Annotated in this window: 35 protein-coding genes; 4 read left to right on the top strand and 31 right to left on the bottom strand. The window is 65.5% G+C overall.

Translation table 11 applies throughout. The annotated features are described in order from the left end of the window. Nucleotides 1-5: 5 nt before the first annotated feature. From AC07TY_RS10585 to AC07TY_RS10540, 10 genes are all read right to left on the bottom strand, one after another. Nucleotides 6-350, bottom strand: coding sequence for a hypothetical protein (locus AC07TY_RS10585; protein WP_494785309.1), 345 nt, complete (start codon nt 348-350; stop codon nt 6-8). After that, nucleotides 350-1,381: a major capsid protein gene (locus AC07TY_RS10580; RefSeq protein WP_494785308.1), complete on the bottom strand. Its 1,032-nt coding sequence runs from the start codon at nt 1,379-1,381 to the stop codon at nt 350-352. Before AC07TY_RS10580 ends, AC07TY_RS10585 begins: the two co-directional genes overlap by 1 nt. A 13-nt stretch (nt 1,382-1,394) precedes the next feature. Next, entirely contained in the window at nt 1,395-1,784 is a 390-nt protein-coding gene (locus AC07TY_RS10575; protein ID WP_494785307.1) for a head decoration protein, read from the bottom strand. A gap of 11 nt (nt 1,785-1,795) precedes the next feature. Further along, nucleotides 1,796-2,401: a hypothetical protein gene (locus AC07TY_RS10570; RefSeq protein WP_494785306.1), complete on the bottom strand. Its 606-nt coding sequence runs from the start codon at nt 2,399-2,401 to the stop codon at nt 1,796-1,798. A 90-nt stretch (nt 2,402-2,491) separates the two neighbouring features. Continuing rightward, nucleotides 2,492-3,538 (bottom strand): hypothetical protein, encoded by a 1,047-nt coding sequence (locus AC07TY_RS10565; protein ID WP_494785305.1) that lies wholly within the window; start codon nt 3,536-3,538, stop codon nt 2,492-2,494. After that, complete coding sequence (locus AC07TY_RS10560; RefSeq protein WP_494785304.1) at nt 3,522-4,940, bottom strand: phage portal protein; 1,419 nt, start codon at nt 4,938-4,940, stop codon at nt 3,522-3,524. The genes AC07TY_RS10565 and AC07TY_RS10560 overlap by 17 nt, the downstream gene beginning before the upstream one ends. A 15-nt stretch (nt 4,941-4,955) precedes the next feature. Then, complete coding sequence (locus AC07TY_RS10555; RefSeq protein ID WP_494785303.1) at nt 4,956-6,572, bottom strand: terminase large subunit domain-containing protein; 1,617 nt, start codon at nt 6,570-6,572, stop codon at nt 4,956-4,958. After that, nucleotides 6,572-6,964, bottom strand: a complete 393-nt coding sequence (locus AC07TY_RS10550) for a hypothetical protein (protein WP_494785302.1) — start codon at nt 6,962-6,964, stop codon at nt 6,572-6,574. Before AC07TY_RS10550 ends, AC07TY_RS10555 begins: the two co-directional genes overlap by 1 nt. A 116-nt stretch (nt 6,965-7,080) precedes the next feature. Then, nucleotides 7,081-7,425, bottom strand: coding sequence for a hypothetical protein (locus AC07TY_RS10545; protein ID WP_494785301.1), 345 nt, complete (start codon nt 7,423-7,425; stop codon nt 7,081-7,083). Nucleotides 7,426-7,758: 333 nt separating this feature from the next. Further along, nucleotides 7,759-8,010, bottom strand: a complete 252-nt coding sequence (locus tag AC07TY_RS10540; RefSeq protein WP_494785300.1) for a hypothetical protein — start codon at nt 8,008-8,010, stop codon at nt 7,759-7,761. A gap of 38 nt (nt 8,011-8,048) precedes the next feature. Between AC07TY_RS10540 and AC07TY_RS10535 the strand changes: the two genes are divergently transcribed. Then, complete coding sequence (locus AC07TY_RS10535) at nt 8,049-8,564, top strand: hypothetical protein (RefSeq protein WP_494785299.1); 516 nt, start codon at nt 8,049-8,051, stop codon at nt 8,562-8,564. A gap of 213 nt (nt 8,565-8,777) precedes the next feature. Then, nucleotides 8,778-9,191 carry a hypothetical protein gene (locus AC07TY_RS10530; RefSeq protein ID WP_494785298.1) on the top strand — a complete coding sequence of 138 codons (414 nt, stop codon included), beginning with the start codon at nt 8,778-8,780 and terminating at the stop codon, nt 9,189-9,191. Between the two features lie 237 nt (nt 9,192-9,428). Here the strand turns inward: AC07TY_RS10530 and AC07TY_RS10525 are convergent, their stop codons facing one another. The 3 genes from AC07TY_RS10525 to AC07TY_RS10515 all read right to left on the bottom strand — a co-directional run bounded on the left by AC07TY_RS10525 (nt 9,429) and on the right by AC07TY_RS10515 (nt 11,461). Further along, nucleotides 9,429-10,361: a hypothetical protein gene (locus tag AC07TY_RS10525; RefSeq protein ID WP_494785297.1), complete on the bottom strand. Its 933-nt coding sequence runs from the start codon at nt 10,359-10,361 to the stop codon at nt 9,429-9,431. Between the two features lie 147 nt (nt 10,362-10,508). Further along, the gene (locus AC07TY_RS10520; RefSeq protein WP_494785296.1) at nt 10,509-11,093 is read right to left on the bottom strand and encodes a hypothetical protein; all 585 of its coding nucleotides are present in this window, start codon (nt 11,091-11,093) and stop codon (nt 10,509-10,511) included. Beyond that, on the bottom strand, nt 11,090-11,461 hold the full coding sequence (locus tag AC07TY_RS10515; RefSeq protein WP_494785295.1) for a hypothetical protein: 372 nt from the start codon (nt 11,459-11,461) through the stop codon (nt 11,090-11,092). Before AC07TY_RS10515 ends, AC07TY_RS10520 begins: the two co-directional genes overlap by 4 nt. Before the next feature lie 67 nt (nt 11,462-11,528). Here AC07TY_RS10515 and AC07TY_RS10510 point away from each other — a divergent pair, with 67 nt between their 5' ends. Beyond that, nucleotides 11,529-11,978 (top strand): hypothetical protein, encoded by a 450-nt coding sequence (locus AC07TY_RS10510; protein WP_494785294.1) that lies wholly within the window; start codon nt 11,529-11,531, stop codon nt 11,976-11,978. 6 nt (nt 11,979-11,984) lie between these two features. Here AC07TY_RS10510 and AC07TY_RS10505 read toward each other — a convergent pair whose 3' ends face one another. The 10 genes from AC07TY_RS10505 to AC07TY_RS10460 are packed head-to-tail and all read right to left on the bottom strand — an operon-like array spanning nt 11,985 to nt 17,345. Then, nucleotides 11,985-12,188: a response regulator transcription factor gene (locus AC07TY_RS10505; RefSeq protein WP_494785293.1), complete on the bottom strand. Its 204-nt coding sequence runs from the start codon at nt 12,186-12,188 to the stop codon at nt 11,985-11,987. A gap of 20 nt (nt 12,189-12,208) precedes the next feature. Next, a complete protein-coding gene (locus AC07TY_RS10500; protein WP_494785292.1) occupies nt 12,209-12,742 on the bottom strand; it encodes a single-stranded DNA-binding protein in 534 nt (177 codons plus the stop codon). Further along, nucleotides 12,742-13,242 (bottom strand): hypothetical protein, encoded by a 501-nt coding sequence (locus AC07TY_RS10495; protein ID WP_494785291.1) that lies wholly within the window; start codon nt 13,240-13,242, stop codon nt 12,742-12,744. Before AC07TY_RS10495 ends, AC07TY_RS10500 begins: the two co-directional genes overlap by 1 nt. After that, a complete protein-coding gene (locus AC07TY_RS10490; protein WP_494785290.1) occupies nt 13,239-13,751 on the bottom strand; it encodes a hypothetical protein in 513 nt (170 codons plus the stop codon). Before AC07TY_RS10490 ends, AC07TY_RS10495 begins: the two co-directional genes overlap by 4 nt. Beyond that, entirely contained in the window at nt 13,748-14,257 is a 510-nt protein-coding gene (locus AC07TY_RS10485; protein WP_494785289.1) for an ASCH domain-containing protein, read from the bottom strand. The genes AC07TY_RS10490 and AC07TY_RS10485 overlap by 4 nt, the downstream gene beginning before the upstream one ends. Beyond that, the gene (locus AC07TY_RS10480) at nt 14,254-14,703 is read right to left on the bottom strand and encodes a hypothetical protein (RefSeq protein WP_494785288.1); all 450 of its coding nucleotides are present in this window, start codon (nt 14,701-14,703) and stop codon (nt 14,254-14,256) included. Before AC07TY_RS10480 ends, AC07TY_RS10485 begins: the two co-directional genes overlap by 4 nt. Then, nucleotides 14,700-16,427: an SNF2-related protein gene (locus tag AC07TY_RS10475; protein WP_494785287.1), complete on the bottom strand. Its 1,728-nt coding sequence runs from the start codon at nt 16,425-16,427 to the stop codon at nt 14,700-14,702. Before AC07TY_RS10475 ends, AC07TY_RS10480 begins: the two co-directional genes overlap by 4 nt. Beyond that, nucleotides 16,424-16,783 carry a hypothetical protein gene (locus tag AC07TY_RS10470; RefSeq protein ID WP_494785286.1) on the bottom strand — a complete coding sequence of 120 codons (360 nt, stop codon included), beginning with the start codon at nt 16,781-16,783 and terminating at the stop codon, nt 16,424-16,426. The genes AC07TY_RS10475 and AC07TY_RS10470 overlap by 4 nt, the downstream gene beginning before the upstream one ends. Continuing rightward, nucleotides 16,780-17,076, bottom strand: a complete 297-nt coding sequence (locus AC07TY_RS10465) for a hypothetical protein (protein WP_494785285.1) — start codon at nt 17,074-17,076, stop codon at nt 16,780-16,782. Before AC07TY_RS10465 ends, AC07TY_RS10470 begins: the two co-directional genes overlap by 4 nt. Continuing rightward, on the bottom strand, nt 17,073-17,345 hold the full coding sequence (locus tag AC07TY_RS10460) for a hypothetical protein (RefSeq protein ID WP_494785284.1): 273 nt from the start codon (nt 17,343-17,345) through the stop codon (nt 17,073-17,075). Before AC07TY_RS10460 ends, AC07TY_RS10465 begins: the two co-directional genes overlap by 4 nt. A gap of 56 nt (nt 17,346-17,401) precedes the next feature. Here AC07TY_RS10460 and AC07TY_RS10455 point away from each other — a divergent pair, with 56 nt between their 5' ends. Further along, nucleotides 17,402-18,010 (top strand): hypothetical protein, encoded by a 609-nt coding sequence (locus AC07TY_RS10455; protein WP_494785283.1) that lies wholly within the window; start codon nt 17,402-17,404, stop codon nt 18,008-18,010. Between the two features lie 11 nt (nt 18,011-18,021). On the opposite strand, the gene AC07TY_RS10450 is transcribed toward AC07TY_RS10455, so the two are convergent. The 8 genes from AC07TY_RS10450 to AC07TY_RS10415 are packed head-to-tail and all read right to left on the bottom strand — an operon-like array spanning nt 18,022 to nt 21,683. After that, nucleotides 18,022-18,714, bottom strand: a complete 693-nt coding sequence (locus AC07TY_RS10450) for a hypothetical protein (protein ID WP_494785282.1) — start codon at nt 18,712-18,714, stop codon at nt 18,022-18,024. Further along, nucleotides 18,707-19,048, bottom strand: coding sequence for a GIY-YIG nuclease family protein (locus tag AC07TY_RS10445; protein WP_494785281.1), 342 nt, complete (start codon nt 19,046-19,048; stop codon nt 18,707-18,709). Before AC07TY_RS10445 ends, AC07TY_RS10450 begins: the two co-directional genes overlap by 8 nt. A 39-nt stretch (nt 19,049-19,087) precedes the next feature. Then, a complete protein-coding gene (locus tag AC07TY_RS10440) occupies nt 19,088-19,537 on the bottom strand; it encodes an HNH endonuclease (RefSeq protein ID WP_494785280.1) in 450 nt (149 codons plus the stop codon). After that, a complete protein-coding gene (locus AC07TY_RS10435) occupies nt 19,534-19,821 on the bottom strand; it encodes a hypothetical protein (RefSeq protein WP_494785279.1) in 288 nt (95 codons plus the stop codon). The genes AC07TY_RS10440 and AC07TY_RS10435 overlap by 4 nt, the downstream gene beginning before the upstream one ends. Next, the gene (locus tag AC07TY_RS10430) at nt 19,818-20,201 is read right to left on the bottom strand and encodes an Lrp/AsnC family transcriptional regulator (RefSeq protein WP_494785278.1); all 384 of its coding nucleotides are present in this window, start codon (nt 20,199-20,201) and stop codon (nt 19,818-19,820) included. The genes AC07TY_RS10435 and AC07TY_RS10430 overlap by 4 nt, the downstream gene beginning before the upstream one ends. Further along, entirely contained in the window at nt 20,198-20,566 is a 369-nt protein-coding gene (locus AC07TY_RS10425; protein WP_494785277.1) for a hypothetical protein, read from the bottom strand. The genes AC07TY_RS10430 and AC07TY_RS10425 overlap by 4 nt, the downstream gene beginning before the upstream one ends. Next, nucleotides 20,563-21,483: an AAA family ATPase gene (locus AC07TY_RS10420; RefSeq protein WP_494785276.1), complete on the bottom strand. Its 921-nt coding sequence runs from the start codon at nt 21,481-21,483 to the stop codon at nt 20,563-20,565. The genes AC07TY_RS10425 and AC07TY_RS10420 overlap by 4 nt, the downstream gene beginning before the upstream one ends. After that, nucleotides 21,480-21,683: a hypothetical protein gene (locus AC07TY_RS10415; protein WP_494785275.1), complete on the bottom strand. Its 204-nt coding sequence runs from the start codon at nt 21,681-21,683 to the stop codon at nt 21,480-21,482. The genes AC07TY_RS10420 and AC07TY_RS10415 overlap by 4 nt, the downstream gene beginning before the upstream one ends. Nucleotides 21,684-21,739 lie beyond the last annotated feature (56 nt).

The following is a 21,739-nucleotide window of genomic DNA, read 5'->3' as shown; positions in this document are numbered from 1 at the left end:
GAGAATCAGCCCTTGTCGGGCGTCTTCTCAGTGGCCGGCTTTGCGGCCTTCTTCTCGTCGACGAGCTTGATCACGTCTTCACGCGTCGCTCCGTCGGGAACCTCGATCTCGAGGCTCTTGGCGTAGGCCTCCCACACGGGGAGGCCCGAGCCGCGACCGGAACGAGCCGGCTCATCCTCAGAGCCCTCGTCGTCGGCTGCCTCGTCGTCGAACTCGGGGACGTCGCCGTCCCAGGCCGAACGGTTGGTGATCTTCTTCTGAGCCCATTCGGGCACGTCCGAATCGGGCCCGAACACGTGGTTCGTTCCCTCGTCGTCGCGCACGTGGACGCTGGTGAGGAGCTTCACCATCAGATCACCGTCGCGTCGAGCGACAGGGCCGCGTTGGCGAGGACGGGCAGCGCAATCGCGTCGGAGATGACCTCGGCGATGACCGGGGGCTTCTCGTTGCGGTACACGCCGGCGACGACGCCAGGCTGCTCGGAGGGTTCGATCGCCCAGGCGTCCTCCTGCGAGGTCAGCGTCTGACCCCAGAAGGTGTTGCCCAGCGGGTTCGGCTCCTCGGTGTTCGGATCGACCGGCGTCGGCAGCAGGAGCAGCTTCGTCTCCGGGAGGACACGCGTTGCACCGGCGCCGAGGTCGACCTTGCGGTCGTAGCGGACGATCGGGGCCAGCCCGGCCGATTCGATCTGCGCGTTGACCTCGTCGACCGTCGCCGGACGCGAAGCCCCGTTGAGCAGCTGGGTCGCGAACTCGTTGCCAGAGGCGAGCAGCCGGAACACCCGGTTCGACATGACCATGGCGCCCGGGTCTTCACCCGTGGCGTCGCGGTACGTGTCGGACCACGCCTCGAGGTCCGAGAGACGGCTGACCGTCTTGTCGGTCCACGCGGTGGCGGCCGTGACGCTGTTGCCAGCCGGACGACCGAAGTCGTCCACGGACTTGAAGTTGTCCTGGTCGATCGTCGCCTTGCCGGTGTTGAGCACCACGCCGCGGAGGTACTCGATGGCGTCGGCGACGGCCTGAACGACCTGGTCGGTCGTCTTCTGGATCGAGACGAGCAGCTGGTCCTCGGACGCGTTGCGGCTGCGGAGCTGCTGGTACTCGCTCATGGGGATGTTCTGACCGAGCGCGGGCAGTTCCAGGGTGACGCGACGGCCGCCCTGTGCCTTGCCGACCTCGGGCTCCGCGTCGTAGGCGCGGAACTTGGCGGCCTGCACGAGGCCGGTCTGTCCGACGACGAAGCGCACGACGACGTCGGCGACGTTGAGGTTGGGCAGCCAGCGGGCGAGCGTGCCCTTGCGGATCTCGTAGGCCTCGAGAGAGGCGCGAGCGTACCCGGTCAGTGTGGCCGGGTCGATGACATCAGTCCAAAGTGCCATGGTTCACCCCTCCTTAGATGTAGACGATGGTCGTGGCGTTCTTCGCAGCCGCTGGGGCTGCGAAGTTCGCGAGGATGGCGGCGATCTTCGACGTCTTCACGCGGCCGTGGTCAAGGACCGGGGCCGGCAGGTCGAGTGCACCTGCGACCTTGAGATCGGTGAAGAGGTGCCCGGCGAGGATGCCGGCGCCGTTGACGGTGCCCGCGGTCGGGTCGTAGGGGACCATGAGGCCGCCGACCTTCGCGAGGGGCATGCCCGAGGGGATGAACCCGTTCGGGAAGTGGGTAGCTGCGGTGAATGCCGAGATGTCGATCGTCTCGGTGCGCGCGTTTGCGATGCCGTGAGCCGAACCGAGCCAGGACTGGTCGCCGCCGCCGAAGGTCTCAGAGGTGAGACGAGGCATGGTGTTCCTTTCTAGGACGTGGATTTTTTGTGTTTGTTGTCGAACAGTTCGCGTCCCGACGCGACCGTGCCGCCGCTTGCGCCGCCACCATTGCCCTGCCCGGGGATCTTCCCGGAGCCAGCGCTGAGCCGTGCGATGCGGTCGGCCTGCTTGTCGAGCTCTTCCTTCGTGGTGCCGGTGAGGAGGATCAGGTCGTCTTTCGCGATGCCCTTGTCGATGGCGACCTCGCTACGGAGGAGCCGGACTCGAGTCGTCTCGAGTTCGGTCTGCGTCTCGGTAGCTGTCTTCTCAGCCGCGGTGACGCGCTCCTCGAAGGCCGTGAGACGTTTCGCGACGTCGTCGCCCTCTCCAGAGCCGCCTGCCTGCTGAGCAGCGTCGAACTTCGCGGCCTTCTCCTTGAGCGAGTCGAAGTCCTTGAACTTCTCGCGCTCCCGGGTCAGCCGGTCGGTGATGATGCGGTCGAATTCCTCCTGCGACTCGGGTGCTTTGTACCCGGAGCCGCCGGCTCCTTCTCCGCTTCCACCTTCATCGACGAAGCGGATCCCCATGAGCTCGAGCCGGCAGGCTCGACGAGGTCCGAAGGTCGGGTAGGACTTGTTCTGTTCGATTCCAGTCATGGGGGACTGTGCCCTTTCGTGATTCCGTAGGCCCGTCGGCATGGCCGCGCATTCGCTGCACGTGGGCGCTTCCACCGAGACGGTGGGAAGTCAGTTGAGGTACCCGTACTGGCCCAGGAGGCGGCGGAGCTTGGTTGCGTCGCCGCCAGACATCTGGACGATGGTTTCTGGCATGAGTCGGGCGTTGACGGTTCGCCGATAGCGGTCGTTCGCGCCTTTTGTGAGTTCCTGCTGACGCCTGTATTCGGCTCGCCCGTAAGCTCCCCGGATGGTGGTGCCCTCGCTTGTGGTGAAGACCGTGATCGGGTTGCCCAGGGAGTCGTACCCAAGAGGAGCGCGAAGCCCCGAGCGCATGGGCACGATCCCGCCCGAGGTGAGCGAGGCCCCGCGCCTGGCGTTGACGACACTCTGCGGCGACGCACCGTTCCGGATAGCTTCGGCCCCGGCGTTCGTGAAGATCCGGTCCTGTTCCGCCCGACTGAGGGAGTCGAAGTAGTCCTCAGGCGAGGCGAAAAAGCCTCGGGGGATCGGTGCGTTTCCGGCGGGAAGGGGGCAGGCGGTGCAGTGGCAGTTGTTGTGCCTCTCGAACGCGTGCGCGGCCGAGCCAGAGCCCGCCAAGATGGCACACCGAGAGCACGCTCCTGGCGAGATGACCCGCACGTACCGAGTGATCTGCTTGCCGACCATCGAGACGCGGTCAGCCTGCCGCCCAGCGTCGGCGATCGCGGACTGCACGACCGTCGCGAGGAACGCGGCGCCTGACTCGAATGCTCGCGCAGCCGGCAACCCGGCGCCGATGAGCGTCTTGGTATGCGTCACCGCCCCGTACATGGCGGGTCCGATCTCGCGGCCGTCGATCGTGACGCCCGTGAAAGCATCCGGGTTCACGCTGGAATCACCAGCGGAACCGCCCTGCGATGACACGGCAGCATCAACGAAGGAGTCGGACCGTGTCGCCGCCACCCGCTGAGCCTCAGCGACTTGATCCACGAGGACAGGAGCGATGACGCCCCAGGACGCGTCGAGGTAGTCCAGATCAGTGGCCCGCCAGGACGCAGCTGCTCGAGCTACGGTGTCGTTTGCGAGACGAATGCGGCTTTGCTGGTGCTCGACACCGAGGTCATACGGTGTTGGCATCGGGCGCTCCTGCAGCCGCACGTTCTGCGTCCGCCGCGGCCTTCACGCCGGCCGCGAGGGTCGCGTCGTCGGAGACCTGATCGGCCGCTTTCATGCGGTCCCGCTGGCCCTGCGTGTAGCCCAGGTCCTCGCGCGCTTGGTCGACAGTGATGATCGACCTGCCCGAGGAGTCCTTCGCCTGCACAAGCTTCACGGTGGCATCGGCCTTCTGCGCCAGGGTCGGCGTCGAGGGGTCTCCCCACATCGTCTCGATCTGACGGATCTTCTCGTCGTCAGGCTTGCCCTGCGTCAGGAGGACGAGACGCTGCACGCGCTCCCACCGCGTGGAGAGGACCGACTGCTTGCGCTCGGCACGCTTCACCAACTGCGACTCGGACGAGCGGATAGCGTCGGCCGAGGCGGGGTTGTCGCCGATGAATGGCAGGTAGTGCGCCGGCAGGCCGAGCATCATGAAGGCGAATTGAACGAGCAGTTTCGCGGTGTCGTGGAAGTTGCTTAGCGTCGCTTCAGGGAACTGCCCGAACTTGGCCTTGTCGTTCTCGACACCCCAGATTCGGCCTGCGATCATCTCGAAGGTGCCGATGGGGTTGCCGTTCTCGTCGGTGAAGTCCGTCTCCTTCAGGCCAGTCGCCCACCGGCGGGGCATGGCATGGAACTCGGAAGACACCATCATGTCCGTGAGGGTCTTGTTGAGCGCCTCCGTGGGCCCCAGGAGATCGTGGAACACCGATCGACCGAGGCGCTGGTCAGGCCGGCCGCTGATCTGCCGGCCCAGAACGCGCGGGTCATTGATCATCGGAACCAGGCGGGGGATCCCGAAGGCGTTGGCCTCAGCCTTGCCGTCGGGCACCCACTCGCCTCCCCGCTTGCCCTTCTGGACCCAGGTGACGCGCCCCTCGGGGTGGAAGAGGTTGATCCAGCGGGCACCATCTTCGTCGACCCACCGGTTGATGCCGTAGCGGACGTTGTGCGTGCGCGGATCGTCCTCGTGGATGGCGTCGAAGGCCGACTGCCCGGTGATGAGTGGCATGTCGTCGTCTCCCTCGCCGACGAGGACGTAGGAGCGGCCGAGAGCGAGGCTGTCGCGGTGTGCCTGCTGCGAGAGCATGTCGCCGTCGTTGTGCTGCCAGACCGTCCAGAGCCCCTTGTCGCCGCTGTCGGCGCCGGGCAGCCGGAAACCTTCGACGTCGAGCCGGTTCTCGTACACGTCGGTCGTGTAGCGGGGGAGGTTGATCAGGAGGTCGACCAGACGCGTGCCGATCTGTGCCCGCACCTCGGGGGCCAGGTACTTGAGTCCCTGCTCGCCCTCGAAGTAGTCGTCGTTCTTGATCAGAAAGCGACGTTCGACGTTGAGTTTCCGGACCAGGCGGTCGCGGATCTTCTCGGGGTTCTCGATCACCACGAGGACTCCCTTCAGTCACCGCCAGACGCGGGCTTTTTTCTTCGGTTGTTCCGGTTTCCAGCCATCGGCGATGGCATCGGCGCGTGCCTCGTATGCGAGAGTGGCGCCGACGACGGAGTCGATTTTGCGATCGCTGTTCGGGTTCTCTTTGCCGACGAGGCGATGGGGGCCGCGCTTCTTCACGTACGCGTTCCGGAAGTGCTCCATGAACACCGGGTCACCGGAGTGCCACGCCTGACCGGTCTTCAGATCGATGTGGAGTCGGTCCAGAGCGGCGGCCATCGGCACGTATCGGGTCGTGGCCCACGGAACGACGGTCTCGCCGAACTCCTGCTCGAGGTCGTCGATGTCCGTGCGCCACTCGTGAGGGTCCATGTAGGCGCGAGCGATCTTGTAGTCCGTGTACGCCTGCCGGACGGCGGCGATAACCTCCGAGCGAGGCACCTCCCACCACATCCCTGCGGGGCCGGTCGGTTTCGACCAGATACCAAGCACGAACAGCAGGCCGTCCGACATGCGGCACCCGATGAGCACCGTGGAGTCGTCGTTGAGGCTGCCGTCGAAGCCGATGGCAATCGCGGACCCGAGCTCAACAGGTTCGGGCCGCGGACGCTTGTCCTCGTCCGACGCCGGCACCGATGCATCCTGCTTTTCGACGATCGCGGCCGGGATCCAAGCGTCCTGCGACGAGAGAGGCCTGTTGAGGTAGTACCGGGCCGCGGTCTCTTCGTCCGGGCACTTCCGGGGGTCGTTCATGTCCCGCCACTTGCGGTCCATGTCCTGCCACGGCACCGACGCGCCGTACACGTAGTTCAGCTGCTTGATCGTGTGCTCGTAGTTCGCAATGTCGATCTTGCCCTTGGCCTCGCGGTGATCCACGAGCACCCGGGCCGAGAGCTCTTTCTTGCGCCAGGCGGTCAGAGTGTCCTCGAAGACACTCATCTCGCCAGGGCGGTAAGCGGTCGACGTCTGCAGCATCCACGGTTCGGCTTGCTTGCGCTTCGAAAGGTTGCGGGACATCGTCTCGAACATGCGCTTGAGCTCTTTGAGCACGTAGAGGTGCGTCTCGTCCGCAACGGCGAACGTCTCCTTGCCACCGTCCTTTGAGGCGGCACCGGAGGTGACTGCGGCAATGTAGCCGCCGTCCGGAAGGTAGATCGTCGTCGCGGCGTGTACCTGCCGGATGCCGGCAGAGCCCGCGTAGACCTCGGGGAGGTTCTCCATGCCCCAGCTGACTATGTACGCAGCGTTCTCGAACGTGTTGCCGGCCTGCGACTCTTCGGTCGCCATGCACTTGATCACGGGGGAGACGACGCGGCGCCCGACGGGCTGGCCATCCTCATCCCAGTGGTCGAAGCGGCAGGCTCCGTACGCCTCCCAGACGACGATGAAGCCGGCGATCTCGGACTTGGCGCGACCCTTCGGCCTCGAGAGCACGCCCTCGTCGTAGGCGCGGTGCCCCGTCTCTGGATCCAGCCGGTACATCTCGATGATGAAGTCGGCCATCTCGTCGTCGACATCGATAGGCGTGCCTTCGATGTCGCCGGGGCCGTGGACCATGCACTGCTCGATGAAGTCGATCGCCGCGTACCCGAGGGAGCAAACCTGGCCCTCGAACAGCGGCTTGAACATCAGCTACCGCCCGCAGCCTTCTGCCGCGCCCGCTCGAGACTCGACACCCGGGCCGTGCCGGTAGCTGCTCCGCTGGTCTTCGGCTGGTAGGCACCCCGGGCACCACCACGCGCCTGCGGACGCTTGCCCGAGTCGATGTCGGGGAGACGCAGCGCCGCGATGAGCTGCTTCATCAGGTTCGCCGTGGTGTTGGCAGCTGCCAACGCCTGGTCGATCTTCAGCTCGTAGTCCTCGGTCAGCAGTCGGTGCGTAAGAGACACCCACGTGTTGACGTCGCCGCGGAGGAGCTCGTCGAGCTTGTCGAGCCGGTCCTTGGCGCGGCACGCTTCAGTGAGCGTGACCCGCTGTGCGACGTCGAGATCGTGGTCTGAGGCGACCTCTTCCCAGAGCATTTTGCCGCCTGAAGCCAGGCCAGTCGGGGCCTCGGCGGGAACGTGATCCGACATATCGAGGACCCCTTTCAGCGACATTTCAGGTCTGTGGACTGCGAGAGACCTCCCCGGCGGTCCTACATGACAGGGTTCTGGGGGTCATCCCCCCACCCCTGTACCGACATATCGGCTTGGATAAGCGACGAGTGTTGGTCATCGGGTGCTTGATGGAGCTGATCCATGACTCCCTGCCTCGTCTCGTCGTCGAGATCGAGAGGCTGAGCCACGTCGAGGTCGCCGTCGGCCATGACCCACAGTGCGGAGGCCCCGGTCTGCCCGATGATGGCGGTTGCCGCCATGTTGAGGCGGTCGATACCTTCCGCCGTCATGTCGTCCAGCTGATCGACGACGAGGACGAACGGCGTGGCTGTGTGGTCACCCACGCTGAGCGTGGGCAGTGGCATCACCTGGATACGTGCCATCAGGTCACCCCTCCTTCTAGCGCTGGTGTGACGCCCTGCCTGCTGCGGCACGGTTGCACTGGTTCGCATGCTCGGGTCCGCGGTACTTCGACCGGTCGTTGTCGTCGTGCCCGAGGTCCCACGGTTCGCCGGCTCGTAGGTAGTGGCCACATCGCCAGCACTTGACGGTGCCGGTTGCTACCTTCGGTGCCCACTCACGCCGCAGCTGCGTGTGTTTGGCGCCGTAGCCGCGCTGCTGCCGTGTCCCTCGCGCCTTGTCCTCGGCCTTGGCGTGAACCAGGCAGCGGCCTGACTTGGGGATGAGGGTCGGGCATCCAGGTGTAGAGCACACCTTCACAGGTCTTCTATGGATCCGGTCTCGGCGCGCATGCGGGAGGACCAGTAGTCGAGTAAGCCGAGCGGGCGATGGTAGGGCGCGTCGTCCGGGTACTCGATCATGTAGCCAGCCTGCTTCTCGTCGACGAGATCCAGGGTGTTGTACTGCACGCTGACGATGTAGTCGGCGGTGACTGCACCGTCGCCGAAGAGGTCGCGCACGTGCGCGTCGATGGCGGCCTCGAGTTCACGGCGAGTGGTGGCGCTCATGCTTCTCGTCCCCCTCGGGTGCTCGCTAGGCTCGCGCCATGGACGTATTAACGGTGGTTATCAGCATCGTGTCTACAGCCGCTGGGATCGCGAGTGCCATTGTCGCCATTGTGCAGGCGCGCTCAGCCAAGGCCAGTGAGAGCGACGCTGTAGCTGCGCGGAATGACGCCCGGATAGCAAGAGACGAGAGCCAGCGGCTGGCGACGATCGCGAATGCGGCGTTCATTCGCCAGGCCGAGGCCCAGGAGCGAGCGAACGAGATCAAGGAAAAGGAACTCGCTCCGCCCGACTGGGCTGTGCGATGGATCCGGGGTGAGTTGTACGCGGTCACGAACACATCGATGCGCACCATCGTGGTAGATCGCTTCGAAGTCTCGCCGGATGCGACCGAGCATTTGGTGCAGGTGTCTGGGCCGCAGTCAGGGATCTACGAAGCGGGTGACTCTTTCGAGTACCTCGTGCTTCGCTTATCCGGGCCCAAGCCGATGAAGCTCACCGCGTTCTGGCGATATGAGGGCGAGGCCGACGAGAGCTCGTTCATCATTCCGCTCTAGTCCCAGCGGCGCATAGCTTCCCACCGTGCACGCCAGAGCATGCGGTCGTAGGCGGTGAGCAGCGGGTAGTAGTCGTGTGAGCCTCGACAGACGAAGCAACTGACCTTGGGTGGTGAGCTGTCACAGTTCGGGCAGAACCCGAAGCGGAGGCGCCAGAGGCCGCGCCAATAGGTGAAGATGCCCATCGTGTCTCCTGACTCGTAGAGTGCACGGATGGGGCTCTTCAGGAAGAAGCAGAAGGCGATCACCGACTATCCGCAGATCGGTAACCAGCACAAGAACGGCGACCGGATGTTCGGGATAGCTGGCGAGTACGCGAGGGTGATGGCAGAGCGTGGCACCCCGAAGGCGTCGAGCCTGCTGAAGTCGTCGACGACACCGCTGATCGAAGCTGTCCGCGTCGGTGATCGTCTGCGCGTGGAGTGGGATGGACGGCACTGGTGGGTGTCATCGGAGGTGGGTCGTGTTGGCCGACTGACCTGGTCCATCGGGCTGAGAACCAGCGTGGCGAACGCTGACGGGCCGAGCCCGTACGACTTCGACGATGGCACCTTGAACGTTGAGACGGTGACGATCAACACGGAGGGCGTCGTGGTCGACGTGGGTGGCGTCGTTGTCCCCGACTAAAGGGTTCCCCGGGCTCTCAGCGCAGCAACGTGTGTGTCGCTCGGTCGCGGGGAAGTAGATGCTCGGATTTTCGTGGCGAGCCTGCACGGCGTCAGCGAGTCCCAGGCACCCGAAGGCTTGGTCGCTGGCGTCTTCCCCTGTTCACGAGGGGCGTTAACGCACGAGGGCCCAAGCGTTTCCGCTTGGGCCCAGTCGTTTGCTACACACAGTGTAACTGGTTTTGTCTCACACGCGCAGTCATGCGGATCGTGTCGGCTTGTGCTCCTCCCGGTAGTCGGCCCAGCGCTGGTCGCGTGATGCTTTCTGCCTGATTCGCTTGGTCCGCCACATGTCGAGGAGTTCCTCGACGCGGACGAAGACGGACCCTGCGGCCGTGTAGGTGGGCAGGCCCTCGGCGATGTACCTGTCGAGCGTGGACTTCCCTATCTCCAGCTCGATGATTGCCTGCCGTTTCGTCCACCACTCGGCTTTCGGGTCGGCGTGCTCCTCGCGGAGTTCGTGCATCAGCTCCCGGACGCGGCCTGCCTTGACGAAGTCGGCGCCGTCCTGCTGGTGGCCGCAGAACGAGCACCGCAGACGGAACTCGTTGACGTCGTCGCTGAGCCAGTCGGCGCCATAGGTGAACCGGTCGCAGACGGGGCAGGCGCGGTCGAGCACGGGTCTCTGCCTGCGGGGTGACGTCGGGTACTTCGAGTGGAGTGTCTGCACGATGTCGGCGACGTCGTCGAAGTAGGGGCGCGCGGCCTCGTGTGGGGCGATGCGGTCGTGGCGGCCGAGGAGCCAGGTGGTGGCGGCCGCGGTGAGCGCGTGCGCTCCTTCCGTTGTTACGCCGGCCCGGAACCCCTGGACGTCACCAGCGACCCGCCAGTGCGTCTGCACGAGCGCAGGCGGCTGCATCTCGAAGACGCCCGCCCAGTATGACACCCAGTCGAGGATGCGGGCGAAGGCCTGATCGGAGTCGTCGACAGCATCCGCGCGGAGCGGGAGCGGGGCCGTCTTCGACGCAGCGCGAGGCATGCCATCCTGGGCGCCGCCGAGGCCCGGGGTGACCTGTGCGCGCACCCACCCGATGACAGGCGGTGCTTCGACGAGGCGGTGGCGGGCACGAGCGCCGGCGAGCTGCAGTTCGGTGCGCTCGTCCATGTCGGCAAGTGTTGTGAGTTCAGTCATGAAGACGCCTCTTTCGGTAGATCGTCAGCTCCCAGGTCCAAAAGACCAGGCCGACTCGGGTGATGGGGGCGGGAGCATAGAGCCGGCCGCCCCTGCGGTAGAAGATCATCGCGAACGCCGGTTGTCGCGCTGGGAAGAGGTGAGACTTCATATCGCGTCCCCGGGGATGTTGTGCTCGGCTCGCCTCTTGGCAGCTCGAGTTCGGAGCCTGCGAAGCACTTCGGTCGCTCCGGCCGCAAAGGTTTTCCTCCTGTGCATCGTCCAGCTGTCGGCGATGCCGTCCATGTCGAAGTAGTCGTGCCCCATCGAGTCGTTAATCTCGACCGCCAGCTCTTCCAGCGCCTCGGCGTCGTGCTGGGCAAGCGCGGATGTATCAGCGTTAGTCACGATGCCTTCGAGCACAGGCACCCACTCGGGCACCGGCAGCGGATCGGCCCACCGTTCGGCTCCATGTCGATGCTTGGCCGCGAGCTTGGCAACCTGCTCAATGGTCGCCCCGGCTTCGACCCCATGGTCGCGCTCGGAGGCCAGGGCGGATTCGAGTTGCTCGATTCGGTCTAAAAGGTCGCTGGCCACCTGAGCGGTGTTCGCCAACATTCGGCCAGCCCCAGCGAAAGCGAAGTGCTTGCGACCTTCATGGCCCGCCGCCTCCGCAAACCACCCCTCTGAATCTTCGCGGGCCTTCAGAATCGTGATGCGGGCGAAGACCTTTAGCTTGTTGTTGTCACTCATGTCGTGGTCGCCTCCTTCGCGGCGTCGTATTCGGCCTTCCAGCAGTCGCACTCGTCTTCGTCCATGACCTCGTCGTGCGGCTCCCCGTCGTAGAGATCCCCCGGCGTCTCGGTCCAGCCTGCGCACTCCCCGCCATGCGGCCCATCGGCGATGGCTTGCTCGGCGAGATCGACCATTTCGCGCAGCGCGTCGACCTCGGACAGAAGGGCGGGCACGTCGGCGGCTGAGGTAGATAGCCGGTGAAGAGTGGTCTTCCTGCCAGCACGCGGGTTCATGACTGCGACGACTACGGGGGATCGCAGCGACTCTGATACTGCGTCGGCACGAGCTTGCATGCCGGCGAGCTGGGCCTCGGTGAGGTGGGTCACGGGTTGTTCCTTTCCATGTGGATGGTCATGTCGTGTGAATGCGGTGGCTGCCGATACGCTCGGCGGCATGAGCGATTGGGCGGACTGGGTTCGATGGGGGCCGACTTCGGCAGTAGCACTTGGCGGTCTGGTGCTGGGTATACGCGCGGAGATCAGAAACGTGCGTTTCAGGGCGTTGTGGACAGTGCAGGCTGAGCGCACGGGGGAGGTGACACTGATCAATCGGACAGGTGAGGACGCGATCGAGGTGACCTTCAGTGTTCCGAACACGCACTATGCCCGGGAACTTTCCCGCTGGACGATCGTCGAAAAGGACAAGATGGTCGAAGGGGACATTGATCCGCGCTCGCTGGACGAGGGCCCGATACGTGTCCAGTGGACCAGGCCCTCGACGAACGTCATCTACTTCTTCGACAACAATGACCCTGACCGTCGTCCACGCAGGCAGCGGTGGGCAGAAGGCCGAGCTGTGGCGTCGAAAAAGGGCCCGCGGGGCTACGTGTTCAAGCGCGAGTAGTCGTCGCTATGCCGGCTCCTTGTCTTCGTGTGTCATTGCGAAGGCCCTGAGGGCCTGCGCGGTGTTGCGGGCGCCGAGCTTGGCGTAGGCGCGTTCGCGGTACTCCTTGGCAGTGGAGTAGGTGACGCGCATCGCGACGGCAGCTTCCTTGGTGGTGAGGCCGGCGTGGACTTGGAGCATTAACTCCGTCTCTCGTTGGCTGAGGGGCATTCCGGGTCTCGGTGTGCCCATCAGAACGGGGTCTCGTCGTTGTAGGTGCCGCCAGGGGGTGTGTTCCAGACGTCGCCGGACTGCTGGCCGCCTTGTGCTGCAGGCTGGCCCCATGGCTCGTCGGCCTGACTTGCTCCGGGCTTGCTCGAGTCCCACGTGTTGGCCTGCTGGGCGCCGCCGCTTCGGGATGAGGTCGCCCGGGTGATCTGGGCGGTGGCGTAGCGGAGCGAGGGGCCGATGTCGTCGATCTCGAGCTCCATCGAGGTGCGCTTCTCGCCCTCTTTGGTCTCGTACGAGCGCTGCTTCAGGCGCCCCTGCGCCATGACGCGGGAGCCTTTCGTCAGCGAGGCGGCGACGTGCTCGGCGAACTCACGCCAGACGGAGGCGCGGAGGAAGAGGGCGTCGCCGTCTTTCCACTCGTTCGACGCCTTGTCGAAGGTCCGGGGTGTGCTGGCGATCGTGAAGTTCGCGACGGCGAGCCCGTTCTGCGTGTACCGCAGCTCCGGGTCCGAGGTCAGGTTGCCCACGACGGTGATGATGGTTTCGCCGGCCATCAGATGTCCTCCTCTTCGATTGGCTCTGTGCACTCGGCGCACTCTGATTCGGGGATGGGGATCCGAGTGCCGACTCCATGGGTGCCGTGCGAATAGTGGTCGTGGTGGTCGAGTTCAGGGCCGCATGGGTATGGCTTGATCTGGTTCGGGTCGATGCCGTAGTGCTCGGCGCGTTCCCAGAGGAACTCGTCTGCCTCCTCGTTGACACGAACGTCAGCCCAGTCCCACGCTTCCTGACCGACCATGTCCTGGTGCAGGGCGTCCGCGAGGAACGCGATACGGGCTGCCTCGAGGAACGTCGAGACGCGTTCGCCGGCGGCGGTCTTCGGTTCGACCTCCATCCACGACGTGCCCCAGATGGTGAACCCCATCGCTCGGGCGATTGAGTAGGGCACCTCCTTCGACAAGGGTCGAGTCGTGCCGTTCTCTGGCCCAGGCGGGTAGAGCTCGTGGGCGTAGCGGCGCTTCGTGCGTCTCGTGCTCACGGTGGCATCGCTCACTTGGACACCGCCCCAAGGTCGAACTTGACGGCCTCCAGCAGGCCGAGCTGCTTCAGCCCGGTGATAGTGAACTCGTCGACCGGAGTGTCCTTCAGGTACGCCTCGGCATGGTCGAGGAGCGCGAGCTCTCGACGAGCGGCCTCGGCCGTATCGACGCCCTTCTTGATCTCCTGGCGCTTCACCTGGTCAGCGCGGGGCATCGCGTAGTCCTGGCCGCGGCGTGCGGTTGCGGGCGGCTCCGCACGGTCTGTGAACTGCATCTGCTGCGCGTGCGCGTAGAGATCATCGGCCGGCGCGGATGCGTCGGCGCTCGAAGCCCATTTGCGGGCTTGAGCCGCGAGCTCCGTGAGCTTCTTGGCCCTGGCCTCCATGAACGCGATGATCTCCTGCCGGCGGTGGTCGTCGTAGGCATCCGCTGCCGTCTCTCCGGCGGTGATCTTTGACTGGAGGCTTGCCTTTCGGGCAGCGATGCGGTCAAGGACGTAGGTCTTGGGGAAGGTGTTGCTCATGATGTGGCTCCAGTCTTTTCGGGGATGGTGTAGCCCGTGCGCCCGATGAGGTCGACGGTTTCGGGGTGGAGGGTGCGGAGCCCGAGGGCGCCGCGGTACGGGATGGGGTGGAACAGCTGGCGCGGGTTGCCCAGCACAATGTGGTGGTGCCCCGGCTGCGCCCACGGCGAGCAGTGCCGGCCGGCGGCCGGGGCAAGTGACTCGTCGCGCGTGGCTCGGAGAGCGCGCACATCGGGGTTGGGTGTGTCGTACCAGCACCAGTCGGCGTGATGCACCCCGACGAGGTCGACGACGCCGATGATCACGCCGTAGTCGAAGACCCGCGGGACGCCGTTCGGCGCACGCAACGGCAACTTCCGGAGCGCATCCTCGTCGGCCTTCAGTGCCGTGTGGATGGCGACGGGCCCGCGGTAGCTGCCGGCCACGTTCCGGACGCGATTCTCGACGCCCTTGCCGGACTGGATGATATGCAGTGCCCACGGCTGGCGCACAGTGAGGACCCTCAAGCCGCAGCCTCCCAGACCGGGTTGGACAGGAGCACGTCGTCTTCGTAGGCGCGCATCAGCGTCCACGTGTGGCGGCCGCATCGGGGGCAGTCCGCGGAGTAGCCAAGGGCATCGCCTACCTCGTGGAAGACGAGTGCCGTCCCGCTGGGGAGCATGTGCTGGCATCTGGCGCAGGTGGGGATGACGTCACTACCGCCGAACATCCACTCGTAGAAGCCGGTCGGGTCGTGCATCGGGCAAGGTGTCTCGGGTTCATGCTCGCTGTCGAGGTCGAACAGAGAGTGCCCGTAGTCCGGGTGGCAGTACGTGTCCGGGTAGCTTGCGCCGAATGCGGACCAGGTGAACCAGGTGGGGCACTCGGTTGTCAGGGCCGGTTCCTCGCGGCGCCCGAGCGCGGCGAGGTAGTTGCGGCGATCGCGGTGATTGTTGCGCTGTGTAGCCGTCATGGCTTCCTGCTTTCGAGGTACTGAGCGGCTAGGGCTCGTGCCCGGCCGGTGTCTTGGGTGGCGTTGGTGAGGAGCTTCCCGTCGCCGGAGATGAGTTGTTCCGCCTGGTTGCGCTTCACCTGCAGCGCTTCCATGAGGGCCGGGTCGGATCCTTCGGAGCTGTTGAGGAAGTAGGCGACGGGTGGTTCGTCACCCATGCCGTCGCGTCGGAGGCGGCCGATGGCTTGCTCGTGGACTTGGGGGGACCAGTCGAGTTCGCCGAAGACGGCGATGTTGGAGGCGAGTTGGAGGCCGTCGACGCCGGCACCTGACCGGAGGGACATGATGAGGATCCGGGCGTCGCCGTGCACGAACGCTTCCTGTGCGGCTTCCTTCTGCTTCGGCGACTCGGACCCCGTGTACATGACGGGGTTGAACTCCCTGAGGAGCTCGTTCCAGATGTCGTAGACGGCCCGGTGCCATCCGAAGAGGACGACCTTGCCTTCGGCTTCGAGCAGCAACTTGGTGAACTCGGCGACGTATGGCGCTTTCGCAATTCCGGTCGCTTCGCGGAGACGCCAGTCGAGCTCGCCGGCGGCCTGGAACTTCTCTTGGCGGGAGGAGGTGTCGTCAAGGATGAGGCGCGCCATCGCGGCGGCGTCGCCCGCGACTGCCTCGAGCGCTTTCGGGTCCGCGTTGACGAACTGCGGCACCTTGATCGTCTTGGGCAGCTCTCGGCCGACCTCTTTGCGGGTGCGGCCGAGCATGATGCCCTGCTCGCGGAGGTAAAACCCGAGGGAGGCGGGGTCGGTGACTGTGGCGTGGGTGCCCCAGCTGCCGCCCCACTCGCGCATGAACTCCTCGTGAGTCCCAAGTACCCCGGGGGCGAGGATGTTCATGAGCTCCCAGATCTCGCCGCCGTAGTTGTAGACCGGGGTGGCGGTGAGACCCAACCGGTACTCGGCCGAGCCGGCGATCATCTGTGCCGCCCGGCCCTTGTTCGAGTCGGTGCCGCGGCGGAGGTCCTGCACCTCGTCGAACACGACTGTGCGCGCCCACCCCTGCAGGTAGTGCGCCCATCCGGCGAGCCGCGAATACGGGACGATCAGCACGTCGGGGCGATCGCCTGCCTCGAACTCGGGCGATACCTTCGTGCCCTTGGCCACGTCAAACCGGAGCATCGGGAACGACTCTCGGATCTCGGTTACCCACCGCGAAGGCAGGTGGGTCGGTGGCACGATGACCGCTGGCAGTGCGTCGGAGTGCGCCAGGGCGAGGAGCCCGGTAAACGTCTTGCCGAGACCGACCTCGTCTGTGAGGAGGAGGCTCCGGGTGGTCCGGAGCAGGTCGACGGCGGACCGCTGGTAGTCGCGTGCCGGCCGGGCCGGTTCCACGGTCAGCGCTTGCATCTGATGCGTCCCGGCGAGAATATCGCCGACCTGTTGCTCGAGGCGCTCATGCTCCGCGGAGTGTGCCGCCAGGGTCTCCTCGGTGCGGGCGTCCGCCGCGTCGAGCGGGTACCGCTGCATGAACCATCCGAGGTCGTGGGCAACCTCGGGAGTGGCGCTCACTGTGACGGTGCCGACCGACGTCGAGCGTGCCCGAGCGAAGTGCCGCTTCGCGCGAATTGCTACGGCCGGCTGCAACGTCAGGGACCACATCGGCTTGCCGCGGTCCCGCATGGGGATGCTGGCGTCGTTCGTGCCGGTCGAGAGGTAGGCGTAGGTGCCGTACGTGCGGGTCATAGTGCGGATCCGATCAGGGAGACGAGGTGGAGGGGCTTTCCGCCGATCTCGGCAGGCATCTGGTGGTGACGGGCACGAGTGGTGACGAGGACCAGGGCATCTAGCTCGGAGCAGTGGGAGTAGCGGAGCAGCTGGCGCAGAACATCGGCGCGGCCGCCGTTCGTCTTCACCTCGATTCCGACGCGGCCCGCCAACAGGTCGATGCGTGATCGACCGTCCGACAGGCGGACCTCCCGTGCTGCCTCGATTCCCTCTCCCGTCAGCGCGGCAGCGATCTCGCGCTGGAGGTCGTCCTCGGTGATGAAGGTGAGCTGGGCGTCGGTCAGCACCTTGGAGATTTCCGCTGCTGAGCTCATGCTGCGGTGTCCTTTCGTGCGCCCCGGATCAATCGGTTCGGGGGTAGGTGGAGGCGCCGCCGCTGGTTGGTGACGGCGCGGTTGGTCATGTCGAGTTGGCGTCCGATCTCGGAGTCGGAGAAGCCAAGGGCATGGAGGCGCTGCACTGAATCGAGAGCTGCCCCGCGGATGCCGGCCATCCGAAGCCCGGTACTGAGCAGGAAGTCAGCGACGGTCTGGCCAGCAATCTCGGCGGCGTCTGAAAGCGGGAAGAGGGCCCTGTCGGGGATCTCGATGACGATGCGAGTCGTCATGCCGTGACTCCTCTCGTCATCCGGACACCCTCGGGATGCCGGCCGCACTGGCACTGGCCGAGCACCTGCCGATGGCACTCGTACGAGCCGCACTCGCCGTTGATGCCGTAGACCGTCTCGCAGGTCAGTGACCGCTCGATGATGAGGTCGAACGGCACGGGGCCGGCGTCGGTCTCGAGCATGATCCTCGTGGGCGGCCGGAACGCTGGCGGTGCGTACAGGCTGATGCGGTCGCCGGACGGAGAGCCGAACGTGTGTCCCTCGTCCATCGGGGACTCCTTTCGGGGGTCGTGAAAGCGCCCGCCCCGGTCGATAGGGTTCGGGCATGAAATGTCATTTGGGGGAGATTGCGTGCGCGATCGATCGGCTTACTCAGGCGGTTCAGCAGCCGACAGGACACGACGCCTTCGATTGGTGGACGCGGGTCGTCATTCCGATCGCGCTCGGGCTCATAAGCGCGGGCGTTGCCGTAGCCAGCCTCAGGCTTGGTTTCGTCGCAAATTCGTTGGCCAATACGGTCCAGCGGGACGCAGTAGCTGCCCGTGAAAGGGAGGACCGAGCTGACGCTTCTCGTCAAATGATTGAGCTCGTGGACCGAGGCTTAGCCCTGGTCCTTGAGGGCAAAGAACCAACGACGGATCTTGCGTTCAACAACCTGCATTCCGCCGTCATGTCTCGGGCCGTTGCGTCTGCGTCTTCCTCGGCTCCGCGGCTGGTTCTGCATGTGATGCGCCTTTTCTCGGAGGATGAGCGCAATGCGTCGAGTCCGCTCGCTATTCCGGCGGCCATAATGGCGAGCACACGATCACGGGTAGCAATCGAAGCGTGGGTGCAGACCGGAGAGCTGGATCTGCAGGCATCCCAGGTGGTAAGGGGTGAAGAGTTCGTCACGTACGCCCATCCACTCCCAGAGGATGACCTTCCGCCCAGCTGACCCGCACACTCTTAGGCGCGAATCGACTCTTGCTCACCGTCGTCGATCAGTTTCTGAAACTCGAATGGGTCGCGAGCGATGGCGCCTGTGACGAACGCTGTCGGGTGCCTCGGCACCTGCTTCGCCCGCTCCAGGACGGTCCCGATGATCCTGAATGCGTCGGTGTCTGAGCACTCCCGCCCACAGTTCTTCTGGACCGCTGACTTCACCTTCATCAGGTCAACTTCGGGGCCCTCGCGACTACCAACGTAAGAGGACGTAGAAGAGTCTTGGTGTGTTGTCTCTGTCTCTGACTGTGACTCTGTCTCTGTGTACGATCTCGCTTCGGTTTCGCTTGGCGGGTCGCTAGCAACTCGCTTCGCTTTCGCTTGACCGCCCCTACGACCGTTGGCACGGTTCCGCTCCTGCTGCGCCTCGATCTCTGCCTTCGTGGCCTGATGCTCGGCGAAGTCGTGGATCCAGTAGTCGTCGCCGTCCTTTCGCAGCGATGGGGTGTCTGGGTCGTTGGTCGTCAACTCGATCAGCACCTTCGGCTTCGCGAAATAGCGGGCCATCGGGCCCGGAACCTTCCCGTCCGTGAGCATCCGCCGCGACCAAAGCAGCATGCGAATGTAGGCCCGGAAAGCAGCATCGGTGAGCGGTGCGATCTTGTGAGAGTCAGCGAAGTCGAGGGTGAGCTTGGCGTAGAGACGTGACTCAGCCATCGATCCACCACTTCCCGTCAAGTCGGAGAAGCGTGTAGGCGTCGCTCGCGGGCTTCTCGAACTGTGCTCGTTCAGCCTCAGGGGTGACGTTCCACGTCGGCTTCTCGAGCCGGATCGCACGTGCTTCTGCGACAGCTCCGGACCACCGATCCGGGAACTCCTCGACGTAGACGCGGACCGCAAAGGGCACCCACCGCGAGTGCTCAGCAGCGTGCTGGCGAAGCCTCCGGAAGACGTTGACTGACAGTCCGACGTAGAGGAGCTGCCCCTGATCGTCGTAAGCCCGGTACACGTCGTGCAGCAATTTAGAGATGCGTCGTTGGGCTTTGTTCACCGGGCACCTCCTTCTGGGCCTTTCGTGTGTTGCAGATCCTCAGGACCGGTTTCGACGAGGCGAACCGGTCGTCGACTTTGAACCAGGCCACGATCGACCTCCTTCCATGCGTCTGGCGGCGTCCTGGTCGCTGATCTCGAACCAGTCGCCGTCGTCCTCGTAGAGAACCCATGCCGCCCGGAACACTGGGCCGTTGCGGATCCACCTACGAGCGGGCCACTCACCCGGGAGCGCCCAAGATGGGCACGCCCAGCCCTCCTCAAGTGCCGCCTTCGGGTGCTCGGTCTTCCACTGGTGGCAGCGGAGACCGAGAACCTGCAGATTCGACGCGCGAGTGTTGCCGGCCTGACGGTTCTGCCGATGATCGCGGGCTGTCGGCCCGCAGTCGCGCAGACACCGCTGGCAGGTGTCGTCGTCTCGTTCCGTGGCGATGTTGTAGGCGCGGCGCTCCTCCCGGGCGGTGAGACGCGGGGTCTTCGGGGTGATCATGATGCTTCTCTCTCGAGGCTCTGGTGCTCGAAGTCGGCGAGGGTGAGCCGCGGGTATCTGGTCCAGTGCTCGACGAGCTCCTCGGACGCGTATGCGTACGCTCGGGCCGAGGTGCCCATGAAGAGCGAGTACGGGTCGATGCCGGCCTGGATCCCGCGCTGATTTAGAAGCCGCCCGTTGCAGGCCGTCTCGGCGCGCTCGTACGCGTTCTCCCGGACTACCTCGTACTCCGCGCGCATCGCCCGCCACTGCCCCGCTGCGAGAGCGAAAAGTGCCGAGGTCATGTGACGGATTCTGACTTTCGGGGGCGGCCGCGTCGCACGCTCGGGAGGTGGAGTGCGCGTCTCCTGGTGCCGACGGCCCCGGCCGTGAAGCCGAGGACACGGCCGATATCGGCGTTGTTGCGCCCCGCGGCTGCCATTGCGATGAGGATCCGCTTGTCCTCAGCGGTGAAGCTTCGGCGCCGACGAGCTTCTGCCGCCCGGGCCGCTCGCTGGGCGAGCACCTGCTTGCGGTAGCCCCACTCGCGAACGAAGCGGCGCTGAGCTTGCGCGCACGACTGCTCTTCCGCGGGACACCAGTTCCCGCGGCAGCCTGCGTCCCAGCCGTCGACCGTGCCGTGCGGGAAGTCGTCGGCCTCGAGCTCTCGGCCTGAGGCGATCACGGGGCGATCGCCTCGATGAGCAGCTCCATGTGAGGCTGCCCACCTTTCTCGTATCGGATGATCGGCATGATCTTCTCCATGAATTCGTGGGTGTCGTCGGTGACGAGCCCCGCGTCCACGAGGCCGTCACACATGGGCTTGAGGGTCGCTACCGGGTTCTCGTCGTCACGCCGACCGCGGGTAGTTACGAACCAGGTGAGGGTGACGCGGCAGCGACCGAGCGCCGGGATCCGAGCGTTCCGGGCCAGCAGATAGGTAGCGGCCCTCACCTGTTTTGTGAGGGCCGCTTCCTGCATGCGGTGCAGCCGGTAGTTCAAGCTCAGGGGCGGACGCGGGTAGTCGAACCGGAGCGTCCAGGCCGTCACTCCGAGGTCGCCTTCCGAACACGCGAGTACTCGCCACGGATCACCTCGAGCGTCGCCGGGAGTGCATTGGCGGCACGAGCGGCGGCGCCGAGGGCGGTGATCGCGTCGATGTCGTTGCCGGCATCGGCCAGCTCCTTCAGCCAGTCGCGGCCGGACTCGTCCAGCTCCCCGAGCGCGTCGGCGTTCGGCGCCGCGTACGCGGACTGCGCTGTCTCTGTTTCGTGAAGGCCGAGGGCCCGCCAGAACGCGTCCATCGTGAAGTTCGGCCAGTCCCGCGGCCGTTCGAGCGAGAGGCGAACCGAGCGCACCTTCGAGACCGTGTAGACGCCGCGCACGGGCATGTGGATCACGGCGTCGACGTCGTAGGGCAGGCCCTTCTCGGCCTTCACCTTCCAGAGTTTCTCGCCGGTCGGCTTGCCCTTGACGACCTCGGCGACCTCCTCGTATCGGGCCGTGATGATGGCCGGGCCGTCGTGATCGCGAAGGGCATTCACGATCGCCCACCAGTGGGCCTTGTGCTTGTTCCAGATGTCGACGCCGATCACGGCGTCTTCCTGCTTCTTGCGCCGGTTGGCGTCCTGCTGCGCGTTCTCGGAGACCTGGTCCCAGACCTTCGTCCCGGAGTCGACGACGATGAGGGTCGGCTTGTCGCCCTTCGGCTGGGCGGCGATCTCACGCACGAGGGCCTTCAGCGAGGCCACCGTGCCGTCGTGCTCGACGATGTCGAAGTCGGCTCCCGGGATCAGCGCGTACTCGTCGGGATCCTGCTCGCCGTAGCCGATCCAGTAGGTGCGGCCGATGAGGTCAGAGGCGGATGCGAGAGCTGCGAGGTAGGACTTGCCGGCGCCTTCTCCACCCGCGGCGAGGGTGAGCGGCCAGGACGGCTTGCCGGTCGGCTTTCTGGTCGTGATCGTCACTGCGCCACCGCCTCGTACGTCTGCTCGAAGATGTCGGGCTTGCACGGGTAGAACTCGCCCTGCACGCCGCGGATCACCCAGTCGCCCAAGGAGGCTTCCATGTCTCCCTCAAGGGTGTGGATGATGATCGCCGTGTGGGGCGTGCCACCGACCCGGAGCATGGCCGGCCCCTGCTTGTCACGGCCATTGACGAAGTCCATGACGGGGATCGCTCCGGCCAGCGTGCCGTCGAATTGGCCGCTTCGATCTCGACTGG

The sequence above is a fragment of the Frondihabitans sp. GW821-FHT04F02 genome, from assembly GCF_059420045.1.
Note: the sequence above shows the minus strand (reverse complement) of the source record. Positions and strands in the feature narration are given on the sequence as shown.

Excerpts from the sequence above, each read along its gene's own strand:
- AC07TY_RS10475 (WP_494785287.1), bottom strand. The coding sequence starts at position 16,427 with ATGACCCGCACGTACGGCACCTACGCCTACCTCTCGACCGGCACGAAC.
- AC07TY_RS10415 (WP_494785275.1), bottom strand. The coding sequence starts at position 21,683 with ATGGACTTCGTCAATGGCCGTGACAAGCAGGGGCCGGCCATGCTCCGG.
- AC07TY_RS10465 (WP_494785285.1), bottom strand. The coding sequence starts at position 17,076 with ATGACGACTCGCATCGTCATCGAGATCCCCGACAGGGCCCTCTTCCCG.
- AC07TY_RS10585 (WP_494785309.1), bottom strand. The coding sequence starts at position 350 with ATGGTGAAGCTCCTCACCAGCGTCCACGTGCGCGACGACGAGGGAACG.
- AC07TY_RS10510 (WP_494785294.1), top strand. The coding sequence starts at position 11,529 with ATGAGCGATTGGGCGGACTGGGTTCGATGGGGGCCGACTTCGGCAGTA.
- AC07TY_RS10460 (WP_494785284.1), bottom strand. The coding sequence starts at position 17,345 with ATGGACGAGGGACACACGTTCGGCTCTCCGTCCGGCGACCGCATCAGC.
- AC07TY_RS10440 (WP_494785280.1), bottom strand. The coding sequence starts at position 19,537 with ATGATCACCCCGAAGACCCCGCGTCTCACCGCCCGGGAGGAGCGCCGC.
- AC07TY_RS10565 (WP_494785305.1), bottom strand. The coding sequence starts at position 3,538 with ATGCCAACACCGTATGACCTCGGTGTCGAGCACCAGCAAAGCCGCATT.
- AC07TY_RS10575 (WP_494785307.1), bottom strand. The coding sequence starts at position 1,784 with ATGCCTCGTCTCACCTCTGAGACCTTCGGCGGCGGCGACCAGTCCTGG.
- AC07TY_RS10520 (WP_494785296.1), bottom strand. The coding sequence starts at position 11,093 with ATGAGTGACAACAACAAGCTAAAGGTCTTCGCCCGCATCACGATTCTG.
- AC07TY_RS10490 (WP_494785290.1), bottom strand. The coding sequence starts at position 13,751 with ATGAGCAACACCTTCCCCAAGACCTACGTCCTTGACCGCATCGCTGCC.
- AC07TY_RS10525 (WP_494785297.1), bottom strand. The coding sequence starts at position 10,361 with ATGACTGAACTCACAACACTTGCCGACATGGACGAGCGCACCGAACTG.
- AC07TY_RS10545 (WP_494785301.1), bottom strand. The coding sequence starts at position 7,425 with ATGGCACGTATCCAGGTGATGCCACTGCCCACGCTCAGCGTGGGTGAC.
- AC07TY_RS10450 (WP_494785282.1), bottom strand. The coding sequence starts at position 18,714 with ATGGCTGAGTCACGTCTCTACGCCAAGCTCACCCTCGACTTCGCTGAC.
- AC07TY_RS10455 (WP_494785283.1), top strand. The coding sequence starts at position 17,402 with ATGAAATGTCATTTGGGGGAGATTGCGTGCGCGATCGATCGGCTTACT.
- AC07TY_RS10540 (WP_494785300.1), bottom strand. The coding sequence starts at position 8,010 with ATGAGCGCCACCACTCGCCGTGAACTCGAGGCCGCCATCGACGCGCAC.
- AC07TY_RS10480 (WP_494785288.1), bottom strand. The coding sequence starts at position 14,703 with ATGACGGCTACACAGCGCAACAATCACCGCGATCGCCGCAACTACCTC.
- AC07TY_RS10435 (WP_494785279.1), bottom strand. The coding sequence starts at position 19,821 with ATGACCTCGGCACTTTTCGCTCTCGCAGCGGGGCAGTGGCGGGCGATG.
- AC07TY_RS10550 (WP_494785302.1), bottom strand. The coding sequence starts at position 6,964 with ATGCTCTGGGAAGAGGTCGCCTCAGACCACGATCTCGACGTCGCACAG.
- AC07TY_RS10530 (WP_494785298.1), top strand. The coding sequence starts at position 8,778 with ATGGGGCTCTTCAGGAAGAAGCAGAAGGCGATCACCGACTATCCGCAG.
- AC07TY_RS10500 (WP_494785292.1), bottom strand. The coding sequence starts at position 12,742 with ATGGCCGGCGAAACCATCATCACCGTCGTGGGCAACCTGACCTCGGAC.
- AC07TY_RS10535 (WP_494785299.1), top strand. The coding sequence starts at position 8,049 with ATGGACGTATTAACGGTGGTTATCAGCATCGTGTCTACAGCCGCTGGG.
- AC07TY_RS10570 (WP_494785306.1), bottom strand. The coding sequence starts at position 2,401 with ATGACTGGAATCGAACAGAACAAGTCCTACCCGACCTTCGGACCTCGT.
- AC07TY_RS10555 (WP_494785303.1), bottom strand. The coding sequence starts at position 6,572 with ATGTTCAAGCCGCTGTTCGAGGGCCAGGTTTGCTCCCTCGGGTACGCG.
- AC07TY_RS10470 (WP_494785286.1), bottom strand. The coding sequence starts at position 16,783 with ATGAGCTCAGCAGCGGAAATCTCCAAGGTGCTGACCGACGCCCAGCTC.
- AC07TY_RS10580 (WP_494785308.1), bottom strand. The coding sequence starts at position 1,381 with ATGGCACTTTGGACTGATGTCATCGACCCGGCCACACTGACCGGGTAC.
- AC07TY_RS10505 (WP_494785293.1), bottom strand. The coding sequence starts at position 12,188 with ATGCCCCTCAGCCAACGAGAGACGGAGTTAATGCTCCAAGTCCACGCC.